Annotated in this window: 12 protein-coding genes; 5 read left to right on the top strand and 7 right to left on the bottom strand. The window is 70.1% G+C overall.

The window, feature by feature from the left end:
* Positions 1–148 precede the first annotated feature (148 nt).
* The 3 genes from ACWDX6_RS22845 to ACWDX6_RS22835 all read right to left on the bottom strand — a co-directional run bounded on the left by ACWDX6_RS22845 (position 149) and on the right by ACWDX6_RS22835 (position 2,818).
* Positions 149–1,849: an acyl-CoA mutase large subunit family protein gene (locus tag ACWDX6_RS22845; protein ID WP_451486732.1), complete on the bottom strand. Its 1,701-nt coding sequence runs from the start codon at positions 1,847–1,849 to the stop codon at positions 149–151.
* 72 nt (positions 1,850–1,921) lie between these two features.
* Positions 1,922–2,254, bottom strand: a complete 333-nt coding sequence (locus tag ACWDX6_RS22840; RefSeq protein ID WP_451486731.1) for a DUF3817 domain-containing protein — start codon at positions 2,252–2,254, stop codon at positions 1,922–1,924.
* A gap of 54 nt (positions 2,255–2,308) precedes the next feature.
* On the bottom strand, positions 2,309–2,818 hold the full coding sequence (locus tag ACWDX6_RS22835) for a MarR family winged helix-turn-helix transcriptional regulator (protein ID WP_451486730.1): 510 nt from the start codon (positions 2,816–2,818) through the stop codon (positions 2,309–2,311).
* Between the two features lie 154 nt (positions 2,819–2,972).
* Here ACWDX6_RS22835 and ACWDX6_RS22830 point away from each other — a divergent pair, with 154 nt between their 5' ends.
* A complete protein-coding gene (locus tag ACWDX6_RS22830) occupies positions 2,973–3,986 on the top strand; it encodes a glycoside hydrolase family 6 protein (RefSeq protein WP_451486729.1) in 1,014 nt (337 codons plus the stop codon).
* Between the two features lie 30 nt (positions 3,987–4,016).
* On the opposite strand, the gene ACWDX6_RS22825 is transcribed toward ACWDX6_RS22830, so the two are convergent.
* From ACWDX6_RS22825 to ACWDX6_RS22815, 3 genes are all read right to left on the bottom strand, one after another.
* On the bottom strand, positions 4,017–5,123 hold the full coding sequence (locus tag ACWDX6_RS22825) for a LacI family DNA-binding transcriptional regulator (RefSeq protein WP_451486728.1): 1,107 nt from the start codon (positions 5,121–5,123) through the stop codon (positions 4,017–4,019).
* Between the two features lie 13 nt (positions 5,124–5,136).
* Positions 5,137–6,048: a PfkB family carbohydrate kinase gene (locus tag ACWDX6_RS22820; protein WP_451486727.1), complete on the bottom strand. Its 912-nt coding sequence runs from the start codon at positions 6,046–6,048 to the stop codon at positions 5,137–5,139.
* Positions 6,049–6,207: 159 nt separating this feature from the next.
* Positions 6,208–7,209, bottom strand: a complete 1,002-nt coding sequence (locus ACWDX6_RS22815; RefSeq protein ID WP_451486726.1) for an SIS domain-containing protein — start codon at positions 7,207–7,209, stop codon at positions 6,208–6,210.
* Positions 7,210–7,568: 359 nt separating this feature from the next.
* On the opposite strand from ACWDX6_RS22815, the gene ACWDX6_RS22810 reads away from it, so the two are divergent.
* From ACWDX6_RS22810 to ACWDX6_RS22795, 4 genes are read left to right on the top strand one after another with little or no spacing between them, the layout of a single operon-like run.
* Positions 7,569–8,888: an ABC transporter substrate-binding protein gene (locus ACWDX6_RS22810; RefSeq protein ID WP_451486725.1), complete on the top strand. Its 1,320-nt coding sequence runs from the start codon at positions 7,569–7,571 to the stop codon at positions 8,886–8,888.
* Positions 8,889–8,909: 21 nt separating this feature from the next.
* The gene (locus tag ACWDX6_RS22805) at positions 8,910–9,803 is read left to right on the top strand and encodes a carbohydrate ABC transporter permease (protein WP_451486724.1); all 894 of its coding nucleotides are present in this window, start codon (positions 8,910–8,912) and stop codon (positions 9,801–9,803) included.
* A complete protein-coding gene (locus ACWDX6_RS22800) occupies positions 9,797–10,633 on the top strand; it encodes a carbohydrate ABC transporter permease (protein ID WP_451486723.1) in 837 nt (278 codons plus the stop codon). Before ACWDX6_RS22805 ends, ACWDX6_RS22800 begins: the two co-directional genes overlap by 7 nt.
* A 26-nt stretch (positions 10,634–10,659) precedes the next feature.
* Positions 10,660–11,487, top strand: a complete 828-nt coding sequence (locus tag ACWDX6_RS22795; protein ID WP_451486722.1) for a sugar phosphate isomerase/epimerase family protein — start codon at positions 10,660–10,662, stop codon at positions 11,485–11,487.
* Between the two features lie 247 nt (positions 11,488–11,734).
* Here the strand turns inward: ACWDX6_RS22795 and ACWDX6_RS22790 are convergent, their stop codons facing one another.
* Entirely contained in the window at positions 11,735–13,690 is a 1,956-nt protein-coding gene (locus tag ACWDX6_RS22790) for a galactose oxidase-like domain-containing protein (protein WP_451486721.1), read from the bottom strand.

The following is a 13,690-nucleotide window of genomic DNA, read 5'->3' as shown; positions in this document are numbered from 1 at the left end:
CGCGCCGTGAACTCGACTGGGAACCGGCGGTGAGCTCGGTGGACGCCGTGCGCGCCTTCCTGCGCGGAGTACGGGCGGGCGGCTTCGCCGGGCGCGAGCCGGGGGCCTACCGCGGCCCGGGGCTCACAGCGGCCGGCGGTGAGAGGCCCTAGAAGCCCGGGGGCTCGGTGTAGACGCCCCACTCCTCGCGGAGCGCGTCGCAGATCTCGCCGAGCGTGGCCTCCGCCCGTACCGCGTCGAGCATCGGGGCGATCATGTTCGAGCCGTCCCGGGCCGCCGCCAGCATCGCGTCGAGCGAGGCGCGGACCCGGGCGTCGTCGCGGCGCGCCTTGCGGTCGGCGAGGACCCGGACCTGCTCGCGTTCGACCTCGTGGCTGACCCGCAGGATCTCCAGGTCGCCGGTGACCGAGCCGTGGTGGACGTTGACGCCGACGACCCGCTTGTCGCCCTTCTCCAGGGACTGCTGGTACCGGAAGGCGGACTCGGCGATCTCGCCGGTGAACCAGCCGTCCTCGATGCCGCGCAGGATGCCGGAGGTCATCGGCCCGATCGGGTGCTGCCCGTCCGGGTGGGCGCGCCGGCCGCGCTCCCTGATCTGGTCGAAGATCTTCTCCGCGTCGGCCTCGATCCGGTCCGTGAGCTGCTCGACGTACCAGGAACCGCCCAGCGGGTCGGCCACGTTGGCGACGCCGGTCTCCTCCATCAGCACCTGCTGGGTGCGCAGGGCGATCTCGGCGGCCTGCTCGCTGGGCAGCGCGAGGGTCTCGTCGAGGGCGTTGGTGTGCAGCGAGTTGGTGCCGCCGAGGACCGCGGAGAGGGCCTCCACGGCGGTCCGTACGACGTTGTTGTACGGCTGCTGGGCGGTGAGGGAGACACCGGCGGTCTGGGTGTGGAAGCGGAGCCACTGGGCCTTGTCGGTCCGGGCGCCGTAGACCTCCTTCATCCAGCGCGCCCAGATCCGGCGGGCGGCGCGGAACTTGGCGATCTCCTCGAAGAAGTCGAGGTGGGCGTCGAAGAAGAAGGAGAGGCCGGGGGCGAAGACGTCCACGTCCAGGCCGCGGCTCAGCCCGAGCTCGACGTAGCCGAAGCCGTCGGCGAGGGTGTACGCCAGCTCCTGCGCGGCCGTCGCCCCGGCCTCGCGGATGTGGTAGCCGGAGACGGAGAGCGGCTTGTACGCGGGGATGCCCGCCGCGCAGTGCTCCATGAGGTCGCCGATCAGGCGCAGGTGCGGCTCGGGCTGGAAGAGCCACTCCTTCTGCGCGATGTACTCCTTGAAGATGTCGGTCTGGAGCGTGCCGTTGAGCACGCCCGGGTCGACACCCTGCCGCTCGGCGGCGACCAGGTACATGCAGAAGACGGGCACGGCGGGCCCGGAGATGGTCATGGAGGTCGTGACGTCGCCGAGCGGGATGTCCTTGAAGAGGACCTCCATGTCGGCGGCGGAGTCGATGGCCACCCCGCAGTGGCCGACCTCGCCCAGCGAGCGCGGGTCGTCGGAGTCGCGGCCCATGAGGGTCGGCATGTCGAAGGCGACCGAGAGCCCGCCGCCGCCGGCGGCCAGGATCATCTTGTACCGCTCGTTGGTCTGCTCGGCGTTGCCGAAGCCGGCGAACTGGCGGATGGTCCAGGTCCGGCCGCGGTAGCCGGTGGGGTGCAGGCCGCGCGTGAAGGGATACTCACCGGGCCAGCCGATGCGTTCGAACCCCTCGTAGGTGTCACCGGGCCGGGGCCCGTAGACGGGCTCGACCGGGTCCCCGGAGAGCGTGGTGAAGTCGGCGTCGCGCTTGCGGGCCTTGTCGTAACGGGCCTGCCAGCGTCGGCGGCCTTCCTCGATCGCGTGAGCGTCCATACTTCGAATTTACTAGGACGTCCTAGTAAATGTCGATGGCAAAGCCCCGCACATCTGTGCGGGGCTTGGGCGTCAGGCCTTCGCGGCGGTCGGCTGCGCGCCGCTGACCAGCGGAAGCGTCTCGCGGACGACCTTGCGCTCGACGAAGAAGGCGGCGAAGGGAATCGTCCCGCTCAGCAAGATCCACAGGAGCTTGCCGAACGGCCACTTCGCCTTGGAGCCCAGGTCGAAGGCGAAGATCAGATAGATGATGTAGAGGACACCGTGGGTCTGGGAGACCGCGAAGGTCACGTCCTCGCCCATGTCGAACCCGTACTTGAAGACCATGCAGGTGCACAGCACGAGCAGCATGACGGCGGTGATGTACGCCATGACGCGGTAACGGGTCAGCACGCTGGATTTCATGCCGTCGAGCGTAACGGCACCTTCCGGCCGATCTTCGTGCGGGCCCCTCCGCCGCTACCTCTCCTCGAAGTCCCCCGCCGCGACCCGCAGGGGCCGCAGCATCGCGAAGATCTCGGCGCACTCCTCGGCGTCGTACGCCCCGAGGCCGAAGTCCATCGCCATCAGGTCCCGGGTCGCCGCCTCGACGACCTCGCGGCCCTTCTCCGTGATGGAGGCGAGCGTGCCGCGCCCGTCGTTGGGGTTGGGCCGCTTGGCCACCAGGCCGGACCTGACCAGGCGGTCCACCGTGTTCGTCACGGACGTCGGGTGGACCATGAGCCGCTCGCCGATCTTGGACATCGGCAGCTCACCCGCCTTGGAGAAGGTCAGCAGCACCAGCGCCTCGTACCGGGCGAAGGTCAGTCCGTACGGCTTGACCACGGCGTCGACCTCGGCGAGGAGGATCTGGTGGGCGCGCATGATCGAGGTGATCGCGGCCATCGAGGGGACCGGCCCCCAGCGCTTCTGCCAGAGTTCGTCGGCGCGGGCGATGGGGTCGAACGGGAGACTGAGCGGCTTCGGCACGCGTCGACCTTACCCACTGGTCACATGGTGGTCAGCCCTGTCTCGCCCTTCGGTCGACAGGACTTCGGCGGGGGGCGCGGTGTCGCACCCCGGCATGGACTGACCGTTATGCCACGATAGCCCGATCTGTCCCGTACCCGACTCTGGGGGCCGGATGTCCCGCCGCACGCTCTGCCTCGCCCTCGCCCTGGTCTGCGGGCTGCTCCTCGCCGGATGCGGCGGAGAGGACCCGGCCGGGTCCCCGGCCGGTCCGCCGTCGGCCCGCGGCGAGTCCATGGCGCCGACGGCCCGCTCGCCGTTCTGGGTCGATCCCGACAGCGACGCGGCCCGTCAGGTCCGGCAGTACGAGGCGCAGGGGCGTACGGAGGAGGCCGAGCTGCTCCGGCGGATCGCGGAGCGCCCGGTCGCGGAGTGGCCGGCCGGGGACGATCCCGTACCGGACGTCACCCGGGCGGTGCGGGGCGCCGCGGCCGACCGGCGGACGGTCGTGTTCGTCGCGTACAACATCCCGCACCGCGACTGCGGGATGTACTCGGCCGGTGGCGCGCGGGACGCGGGGGCGTACCGGGAGTGGATCGGCGCCTTCGCCGACGCGATCGGCGAGGCACCGGCGATCGTGATCCTGGAGCCGGACGCGGTGCCGCACATCGTGGACGGCTGCACACCCGGGCAGTACCACGGCGAGCGCTACCAGCTGCTCTCCGAGGCGGTCGACCGGCTGAAGCGGCAGCCGAACACCCGGGTCTACCTCGACGCGGGCAACCCGGCCTGGATCGAAGAGCCGGGGAAGCTGGTGGAACCCCTGCGGAAGGCGGGCGTCGCCGAGGCGGACGGATTCTCGCTCAACGTCTCCAACTTCCAGACCGACGAGACCGTGAAGAGCTTCGGCGCCACGCTGTCCGGGATGCTCGGCGGAGCCCACTTCACCGTGGACACCAGTCGCAACGGCGTCGGTCCCCTCTTGGGCGACCGGGAGGAGGCGTGGTGCAATCCGCCGGGCCGGGCGCTCGGCGTGCCGCCGACCGACCGCACCGGCGACGCACTGGTCGACGCCTACCTGTGGATCAAACGCCCCGGCGACTCGGACGGCCCCTGCCGGGGCGGCCCGGCCGCCGGCACCTGGTGGCCGGAGTACGCGCTGGGGCTGGCGAGAAGAGCCGAGGCATAGGCCGGAGCGGCCGGAGGGCCGGACGCCGGTTCAGAGCGCGGGAGGCGGGGCGACCGAGGAGCGCGCCACGAGGCGGGCGTGCAGCGTGTGCGTCTCACGGCGGGGTTCCGCTCCCTCCAGCGGGTCGAGCAGTACCTCCGCCGCCTTCGCGCCGAGTGCGCGCACCGGCTGTTCGATCATCGTGAGGGGCGGGTCCATGACCGCCGCCCAGGCGCTGTCGTCGAAGCCGATCAGCGACAAATCGCCGGGGTAGGAGAGCTTCAGCGCCCGCACCGCCCGCAGCGCCCCGGTCATCGCGTCGGTCTCCGTGCAGAACAGCGCGGTGGCACGCTGGGGCAGGGTGAGCATGCGGACGACCTCCTCGGTCGCGTGCTCCTCGGTCTTGGGCCCGACCATCACCAGCTCCGGGTCGAAGGGGATGCCCGCGTCGTCCAGCGCGTCGAGGTATCCGCGCAGCCGCTCCCCGTCCGTCCACACGTTGCGGGCCGCCGCGGCGAGCAGGGCGCGCCGGGTCGCCGGCGGCTGCGCCAGCGGTGGCCCCCAGACGAAGCCGATGCGGCGGTGGCCGGCCGCGATGAGCGTCTCGACGGCTTCGCGCGCCACGTCCCTGTTGTCGATGACGACGGTGTCGAGGTCGAGGGAGCCGATCGCCCGGTCGACCAGCACGACCGGGACACCCCGCTCAAGGGCCGTGCGGATGTGGGTGACCTCGCCGCGGCCGACCGCGGCCGACGCGATGATGACGCCGTCCACGCGCTTGTCTATCAGCACGTTGGTCGCCGCGATCTCCTCGTCGAGGTCTTCGTAGGTGCTCAGCACGATGGTGTCGAAGCCCCGCGCGCGGGAGGCGTCGGAGATCCCGCGCACCATGCCCGCGAAGAACGGGTTGCCGATGTCCGCGACGACGACGCCCAGGGTGTGGCTCACGCCGGTCGACATGCTGCGCGCCAGCGCGTTCGCGCGGTAACCGAGCTTCTCGGCCGCCGCGAGCACCCGTTCCTTCAACTCGGGGCTGACGTACCCGTACCCGCCGAGGGTGCGCGCCGCGGTGGCGCGGCCGACGCCGGCCTCGGCGGCCACCTCCGAGATCGTCGGCGGCGTCACCGCCCTCGACGGGTGACCCCGGTCTGCTGGCATCGGTTTCCGTACCTCACTTCTCCTGGTCGAGGGCTCGCCACATGCTAGACACAGCCGACTGTCCGACGGGCCGGCCGTGGCCGAAGGCGCCCTCGACGAAGCACTGCTCGTACGCCGCGTCCGCTCCGTCGCGCAGGGCCCGTTCGATCACCTGCTCGGGGAGCGGGGTGTCCGCGGCCCATCCCGCGCGTACCAGGGAGAGCGCGAAGCCGGCGAGGAACGCGTCGCCGCAGCCCATGGTGTCGACGAGCGGTTTCCCCTCCCCCGTTCCGCGGGCGGGCGCGGTGACGCGGCACCGGTCCGTGCGGGCGATCGCGCCGTCGACGCCACGGGTGGCGAGCGCCATTCCGGCGCCCCGGTCCACGGCCTCCGCGAGGAGGGCGTGCGTCGCGGCCTCGTCGAGGTGGGAGCAGGACAGCAGGACCAGGTCCGCGTACGGGCAGACGCGGTCGAGGTAGGAGGGGGTGCGGTAGTCGTCCTCGCTCGACAGGTCGAACATGACCAGGGGGCCGGCCGCGGCGAGGCGGGGCAGTTCGCTCTCGCTCCGGGAGTACACGCTGGAGTGCACGAGGTCGAACCGCGAGACGTACGCGATCAGTTCGGGGTCGAGCCGGAGCGGTTCCCGTACCGTGACGCCGCCGCCGTTCCAGCCGAGGAACACGCGATCGCCGTCGTCGACGCGCAGGGTGGACAGGCCGGACTCGCCCGCGCGGACGACGCAGTGGTCCATGGCCACGTCCTGGGCGGCGATGGACTCCCGCAGAAAGCACCCGAGGTCGTCGTCGCCGAAGACCCCGAGGTAGGCGGCCTCGACGCCCAGCCGCCGGGCGTAGACGGCCACGTTGACGCTGTTGCCGCCCGGATAGTCGATACCGCGGTCGACGAACCGGTCGACGATGTTGTCGCCGAAGCCGAGGACTCTCATGAGGGTTCTCCTGTACGAGGGGCGGTGCGCCATGGAGCGCGGGGCCCGGACGGGGGGGCGGCGTGGGGCGGGGAGCCCGCCGGGCTCCGGCGGAAGGCGGCCCGCCGGCTCCGGCGCGGGGGCGACGGCCGGGGCGGCGGGCCGGTCGGCTCAGTGGGCTCAGTAGTCCATGACGCGGTAGTAGCGGCGCAGGTCCAGCGAGTGGTCGCGCACCCGCTCCAGGTGCTTGCTCACCCTGCCCATCACGGTGTCGAGCACGAGCGGCGCGAGGAGGCCGCGGAACTCGGGACTGATGCCTTCCAGGGCGTAGTCACGGGTGTCGAAGACGGTCACGTCACGGGAGACGCGCCTGGCGAAGGCCTCGACGCGGTCGGTCAGCGCCCGGGTCTCGTCCTCCCCCTGAAAGATGATCACGCTCGTGTCCTCTTCGAGGAGTTCGAGCGAGCCGTGGAAGAACTCGGCGCTGTGCACACGGGTGGTGCGCAGCCACTGCATCTCCTCGAGGATGCACATGGAGTAGAGGTAGGTGAATCCCCACAGGTTCCCGCCGCCGACGAGGAAGTGGTAGTCGGTGTCCTTGTGGGCCTCGGCGAAGGCGCTCGCGGACGCGTCGGCCTGCTTCGCCACGTCGACCATGAGGCGCGGGACACCGGCGAGCTCGTCGGCGAGCTTCTCGTAGCCCTCGAACTCGCCTCGGCGTGCGAGCAGTCGGCCCATGAAGAGCAGCATCTGCGGGTCGAAGGGCCAGGCCTTCGGCTCCGACACGAGAGCGACGTCGACGTTCCTGGCGACCGGGGAATCGGCGTATCCCGTGAAGCCGACCGTGCGGACGCCCTTGGACCGGCAGAACTCGATGGCGGCGAGGCTGTCCTCCGTCGTGCCCGACACGGAGGTGAAGACGGCCACCGAGCGCTCGCCGAGCAGGGCGTCGCCGGAGGCGACCAGCTCCGCGGCGATCACGGCCCGTACGGAGAGGGTCGAGCTGCGCCGGGCGAGGTGCTCGTACGGCCACATCTGGGCGTAGGTGCCGCCGGCGCCGACGAGGAGGAGATGGTCGACCCCCTCGTCCACGAGGCGGTCGACGAGCTCTTCGATGCGGGGGCGCAGGGCCACCGTGCTCGCCAGCTGGGAGAGAACTTCCGGCTCGTTGAATCCGAGCATCTTCGGGTCCTTTCGAGGAGGGTGCGGCCGGCGGCGCTGAGCGACCTGATACCGGTATCACGCGGGCCTCACGCTGGCACACGAGATCAGGACCGTCAACACCGAAGGGGCTCCCGTACGCCGAGACTTCGCGCGTAATCGGCACGCGACCTGCGCCTTCAGGAAGGATCGCCGGTCTTCCGCCGGGCGGCGCGGAGGTGGCGCCGGGCAGCTCCGCGGAAGTTCTCCGTCCGCACTCTGGTACCGGTATCAGATTCTCTGTACAGTCGCCGCACACAAGCGGTCCACGTCATGGAATCCGCGGCGGATCCGAGGTGCCCGGCGGCACCTGCGGTCCCATCCCGAGCGAAAGGAAGCCCATGCGCGCTCGTGCAATGACGAGGTACGCGGCACTCTTCGGGGCCTCGGTGCTCGCCCTCACCGGCTGCTTCGCCGGGCCGACGCGGGCACCGGCGGCCGATGTCGGCGCCGCGCCGGAGTTCTCCGGCACCTTGAGCATCCTGACCAAGTTCGCGGGAGACCCGCTCAGCCCCTACTTCGAGGACCTCGCCGCCGCCTACGAGCGGAAGCACCCCGGGGTGGAGGTGGAGCTCATCCAGGAGACCGACCAGAGCATCAAGGACAAGACCAAGACGCTCACCGCCTCCGGGGCCCTCCCCGACATCTACTTCACCTGGGCCGGGAACTGGGCCGAGAACTTCGTCCGCGGCGGCCGGGCGGCGGACCTCACGGAGGTCATCGGCCCCGACACCGCGTGGGGGAAGACCTTCAGCAGGCCGTCCCTGTCCGCCTTCGCCCATGACGGCAGGTACTACGGCATACCCCTGTACAACAACGGCAAGTTCATGGGCTACAACAAAGCCGCGTTCGACAAGGCCGGTGTCGGGGTCCCGGCCACCTTCGAGGAGCTGATCGACAGCTGCGCCGAGCTCCGCGAGGCCGGGTACGAACCCGTCGCCTTCGGCAACAAGGACGGCTGGCCCGCGCTGCACTACCTGCAGCAGCTCTTCGCGTACAACGTGCCGGCACCCACCCGTGAGGCGGACAACCATCCCGGGACGGCGACCCTCGACGACCCGGGATACCTCACCTCCCTCCGGCAGTTCAAGACCCTCGTCGACTCGTGCACCGACACCCGGGGCGGCACCAACGGCGTCCTCTACACCTCGGCGCAGGAGGCGTTCGCCCGCGGCAAGGCGGCGATGTACTACCAGGAGATCCTCGAGTTCGACAGCACGACCGCGGGCGGGTCGCTCACGCCCGAGAACCTGGGGATCTTCCCGCTGCCCGCCCCGCGGGGCGCGAAGGGGGACCCGAGGGTGATCGAGGGAGCGCCGGAGGGCTACTTCGTCAACGCGGGGTCGCCGCGCGCGGCCCTCGCCGTCGACTTCATGAAGTTCGCGACCGAGCCGAAGAACGCCGCGGCCCTCTCCTCACCGCCGTACGGCCAGCCCAGCACGGTGGTCGGGGCCGTCACGCCGCGGACGTCGAGCAAGGCCGTCTTCGAGGGCATCGAGCGGGTCAACAAGGCTCCCGCCCTGGTCGGCTGGCTCGACATGGTCACCGCTCCCGAGGTCGCCGACGCCTGGCTGGCCGGCGGCGAGGCGCTCATCAGCGGTGGCATGACGCCCGAGAAGGTGCTCGAGAGCGTGCGCCGTGCCTCCACGTCGGCCAAGTAGTCCGCGCATCCGAAGGGAAACATGCCGGTGCGCACCATGTGCCGAAGGGCGCTCGGGCTGGCGTGGGTCGTTCCGGCCCTCGTCCTGCTCGGAGTGTTCGTCTACCTGCCCCTCGTGCAGAACTTCGGGTTCTCCACGCTCACGTGGGACATCTACAGCGGTGACCAGGAGTACGTCGGTCTGGAGAACTACCGCCGTCTCGTCGGCGACCCGGTCTTCTGGTCGTCGTTCGCCAACAACCTCTGGTACGCGGTCCTCTCCATCGTGTTCCAGGTCTTCGGTGCGCTGCTGCTCGCCGCGCTCGTCGAGAGCGTGCGCGGTGAGCGGTGGCAGCGCGCCCTCCGCGCCGTCTACTTCATCCCCTCGGCGATCTCCCTGACCGTCGCCGGTCTGCTCTTCCACTTCGTCTACGAGCCCAACATCGGCCTGCTCAACCATGTGCTCGACGCGGTGGGCCTCGGTGAGTTCGCCCAGGCGTGGCTGGGGCAGGAGGACACGGCGATGTTCGCGGTCATCGCCATGAGCCAGTGGCAGGGCTTCGGGTACTGCACCCTGCTCTTCGCCGTCGCGATCCAGCGCATCCCCTCCGAGCTCTACGAGGCGGCCGCGCTCGACGGTGCCGGACCCGTGCGCCGCTTCTTCCGGGTGACGCTGCCGCTGGTGCGCGAAATGACCGGTCTGATGATGATGGTGACCGTCTCCGGCGCGTTCCAGGTGTTCAACGAGGTCATGGTGATGACCAGTGGGGGCCCGAACAACTCGACCCAGGTGCTCGGCACCTGGCTCTACCGCAACGGTTTCGTACGCAACGACTTCGGGTCGGCCGCGGCGATCGGCACCGTGCTCTTCGTGATCACGCTCACCATCGCCATGGCGCAGCTGTGGATCACCCGTAGGAAAAGGGTGGAATGGTGACTCGTCTCGGCTTCCTCGGCGTGATCGCGCGCCTGTTCGTGTGGGCCTTCCTGCTGGGCCTGGCGGTGGTGGTGCTCTATCCGCTGCTGTGGATGGTCCTCAACGGGTTCAAGACCAACGCCGAACTCTTCGACAACCCCTTCGCGGTCCCGGACACCTGGAGTGTGGAGAACTACCGGAAGGCGTGGAACCGCGGGGTGGGCGACTACCTCACGGCCAGTGTGCTCGTCACGGTGACGTCGACGATCGCGACCGTCTTCATCAGCGCCTGGGCCGCTTACGGCCTCACCCGGGTGGACATCCCGCTCAACAAGGTCCTCACCGCGGTCATTCTCGGCGGACTCATGCTCACCCCCACCGTGGCACTGGTGCCGCTCGTGCGGATGTTCCAGGCGATGGGCCTGTACAACAGCTTCTGGGCGCTGCTCATCCTGTACACGGCCTTCCGGGTGCCGTTCACCACCTTCCTCATCCGCGCCTACATGATCGACCTTCCGCGCGAGGTCGACGAGGCGGCCGAGATCGACGGCGCCGGCCGCTGGACCGCCTTCTGGCGGATCATCCTGCCGATGTGCAAGCCGATCATCACCTCCACCGTGCTGCTGCACGTCCTGTTCGCCTGGAACGAGTACCTCTTCGCGATGGTGTTCACCAACGGCAGCGACGTCCAGACCCTGCCGGTCGGACTGACCAGCCTGATGAGCAAGCACGGCACGGACTTCCCCGTCGTCTTCGCCGGCATGGCGATCGCCGCGGTCCCGGTGGTGCTGCTGTTCTTCTTCGGTCAGCGCTACATCGTCAAGGGCCTCGCCGACGGCATCGGAAAGTGACCGCACTCCCCCGTGACAGGAGCCCCATGGCCCTCTCCTCCCGGCAGATCACCGGATCGAACTTCGCCTACCAGCACCTTCCGTTCGACACCTTCCTCGACGACGCGGCGGAGCTCGGACGCGAGAAGCTGGAGCTGTGGGGCATCGCCCCGCATCTCCACATCCCGCGCCTCCGCGACGCCGACGCACGGAGCATCCGCCGCTCCATCGAGGCGCGCGGACTCGCCGCGTACTGCCTCACCCCCGAGCAGGTGATGTACCCGGTCAACGTGGCCTCCCCGGTCGACTGGCTGCGCGTCGAGAGCATCGCCCTGTTCCGCCGCGCGGCCGAACTGTGCGCCGAGCTCGGGGCGGAGCTCCTCCTCCTGACCCCGGGGCGCGGCTACGAGAACGAAGCCACGGGCGCCGCGTGGCGCCGCTCCGTCGACGCGATCGGTGAGATCGCCGCCCACGCCGCCGCCCTCGGCGTGGAGTGTGTGCTCGAACCGCTCCAGCGCGTGGAGTCGAACCTGGTCAACGACTCCCGCGCGCTCGCGGCCATGCTCGACGAGATCGGCGCGGCCAACCTCGGAGCCGTCCTGGACACGGTGACGATGGCTGTCGCCGGGGAGAGCGTCGACGATGTCTTCGAAGCGCTCGGCGACCGCGTCCGGCACGTCCATCTCGTCGACGGCCGGCCGGCCGGACACCTCGCCTGGGGGGACGGGGAGCTGCCGTTGGCCGACTACCTCTCGGCTCTCGACCGCCGGGGGTACGACCGCTGGATGACGTTCGAGCTGTTCGGCGACGGCACCTACGCGCGCGACCCGCGGGCGGCGGTCGAGCGGTGCCATGCGCGGGTCGGCCTCGCCTGACGCGAGCCTCGGGCCGGGGCTAGGGTCTTTCGTTTGGATCAGGCCGGATCAGGGAGCGGGGTCTGGTGCATGGGGTCTCCCCAGGCCCGCCAGGGCCGAGGGGACGGATCGCAAGGCGGAGGAGGGAGTCAACGCGGTGGGGGCACCGCCCGTGCCCGAAGGGCTACGGGGGAGTTGGCGACCGACGACAACGCGGCGAGGCGCGGTGCCAGGGCACGCGAGCCCGGCATGATCCGAACGAGAGGCCCTAGCCGACCTGGATCCACTTCGCCTCGGACGGCGTGCCGTCCGCGTCCGTCACGAAGAGCATGTACCAGCCGGGCGGCACCAGCGTCCTGTCCTGGGGCACCTGGACGGTCACCGAGTCCCTGGTCTTCTTGAGGCCGAGGGCGATCGAGCGCTGCTCCACGTCCGTGGTGTGGGTGACGGCGCTGGGCCGCATCAGCCGGGCCCTGGTGATCCGGGCCGCGTTCTTCGTACGGAAGGTGGCGCGGCCGTTCTGGTCGATCTCCTGCGGTCCTTCGCCGAGGGCGGGGCGGTCGGCGCCGGCCTTGTGCAGATAGGGCGGGGTGAAGACCTCGATGCGCTGCTCGAACGTGCCTAGCTTGGTGTTGTCCTTGTCGTCGAAGAGCGGGTCGGAGCCGAAGGTGGCGACCCGGCCGTCGGGCAGCAGCAGCGCCTCGGAGTGGTAGTTGCGGCCGACCGTGGGGTCGGCGGCCGCCGTGAAGGCGTTGGCCGCCGGGCTGTAGAACTGCGCCTTGAGGATGTCGCTGCCGCCGCGGCCGCGGTACTCCTTCGAGCCGCCGGTGGTGAAGACGGTGTCGTCGGGCAGGAGCACGCTGCTGAGGTAGCGGGTGCCCTGGGGCAGCGCGGGCCCGTCCCGGAAGACCGGACGGGCCTCGGACAGGTCGATGATCGCCGTGCGGGCCGTTGACTTCGGGGACTCGCCGACGCCGCCACCGCCGAGGACCATGACCTTCTGGTCCTGGACGGGCGGCAGCATCAGGGAGGCGGAGGTCTCCAGCTGGTCGGGGTCGGTCAGCCCGCCGATCCGGGTGAAGCTGTTCTTCTCCAGGTCCCACAGCCCCGGTTCGCGGCCCTTCTCGGCGGGGCCGTAGCCGGCGTTGGAGCCGCTGTAGAGAAGCTTGCCGCCCTTCGTGAGGAAGAGGGAGGGGTAGGTGGGGAAGTAGCGGAAGGGGCCCTTGGACCACTTCTTGGTCGTGGGGTCGTAGATCTCGTTGTCGCCGGGGACGACGTCGCCGACGTCGTTGAGGCCGGAGACGGCGAGCACTCTGCCGTCGTCGAGGGTGACGAGCGTGGGGTACCAGCGGGCGTCCTTCATCGGGGCGACGGGTATGTACTTCTCGGCCCTCGGGTCGAACTCGTACGCCGCCTTGATGCCCTGGAAGTCCTGCTTCTCGGTGGTGAGCCGCTGGGCGAGGCCGTAGACGTTGTCGGCGTCGGCGCCCTTGAGGCCGACGATCTCGTACTGCGCCGCCTCCGTGGTGAGCGCCTGCGCGCCCTCCTTCCTCGCCTCGACGAAGACCCGCGCCTCGGCGGCGGTGACCTTGGTGTTCCAGGGCTTCATCTGGCCGCTCTCGAAGTACGAGATCTCGTACTCGCGCTCGGCCTTGGGGACCGTCACGTCGAACTTGGAGACGTACTCGACGCCCGAGGGCGAGCGGAAGACGGTGCCCTTCTTCAGGGTGATCGCCTTGTCGGGGCTCTCGTTCTTGACCCGCATCCCGCCGCCGGCCTTCTTCACCTCGCCGTCGAGGATCTCGTAGCGGGCGGTGCCGCCGGCGACGAGGAGGCGGCCGTCGGGGAGTTGGGTGTGACCCGCGCAGAAGAAGTCCTCGGGGGTCGGGATCTTCTTGAAGGTGTTCTTCACCGGGTCCCAGAGGACGGTCTCGAAGGTGCCGGAGTCGAACTTCTTCTGGTCGTTGCCCGAGCCGGCGATCAGCAGCACCTTGCCGGTGTGCAGGAGCGCGGCGTGGATGGCGTTGACGCGGTACTCGTCGGGGACGGCGACCTTCGCCCAGGAGCCGTACTTCCGCTTGTAGCCGGGCTGGGCGATCTTGTAGGCGTGGTACCGCTCCTCGACGAAGGAGAGGGCGGCCGGGGCGTTGAGCGCCGCGAGGACCACGACGGCGCCACCGCCGAGGAGTGTCTTCCTGAGTTTCTCCGACGGCCGGTAGTCCAT

It is taken from the genome of Streptomyces sp. NPDC003027 (assembly GCF_053591435.1).
This window is presented reverse-complemented; position numbering and strand designations above follow the sequence as displayed.

What these genes read in the sequence shown, in the direction of transcription:
- ACWDX6_RS22830 (WP_451486729.1), top strand. Translation starts at nt 2,973, where the DNA reads ATGTCCCGCCGCACGCTCTGCCTCGCCCTCGCCCTGGTCTGCGGGCTG.
- ACWDX6_RS22815 (WP_451486726.1), bottom strand. Translation starts at nt 7,209, where the DNA reads ATGCTCGGATTCAACGAGCCGGAAGTTCTCTCCCAGCTGGCGAGCACG.
- ACWDX6_RS22800 (WP_451486723.1), top strand. Translation starts at nt 9,797, where the DNA reads ATGGTGACTCGTCTCGGCTTCCTCGGCGTGATCGCGCGCCTGTTCGTG.
- ACWDX6_RS22840 (WP_451486731.1), bottom strand. Translation starts at nt 2,254, where the DNA reads ATGAAATCCAGCGTGCTGACCCGTTACCGCGTCATGGCGTACATCACC.
- ACWDX6_RS22825 (WP_451486728.1), bottom strand. Translation starts at nt 5,123, where the DNA reads ATGCCAGCAGACCGGGGTCACCCGTCGAGGGCGGTGACGCCGCCGACG.
- ACWDX6_RS22845 (WP_451486732.1), bottom strand. Translation starts at nt 1,849, where the DNA reads ATGGACGCTCACGCGATCGAGGAAGGCCGCCGACGCTGGCAGGCCCGT.
- ACWDX6_RS22805 (WP_451486724.1), top strand. Translation starts at nt 8,910, where the DNA reads ATGCCGGTGCGCACCATGTGCCGAAGGGCGCTCGGGCTGGCGTGGGTC.
- ACWDX6_RS22810 (WP_451486725.1), top strand. Translation starts at nt 7,569, where the DNA reads ATGCGCGCTCGTGCAATGACGAGGTACGCGGCACTCTTCGGGGCCTCG.
- ACWDX6_RS22790 (WP_451486721.1), bottom strand. Translation starts at nt 13,690, where the DNA reads ATGGACTACCGGCCGTCGGAGAAACTCAGGAAGACACTCCTCGGCGGT.
- ACWDX6_RS22795 (WP_451486722.1), top strand. Translation starts at nt 10,660, where the DNA reads ATGGCCCTCTCCTCCCGGCAGATCACCGGATCGAACTTCGCCTACCAG.
- ACWDX6_RS22820 (WP_451486727.1), bottom strand. Translation starts at nt 6,048, where the DNA reads ATGAGAGTCCTCGGCTTCGGCGACAACATCGTCGACCGGTTCGTCGAC.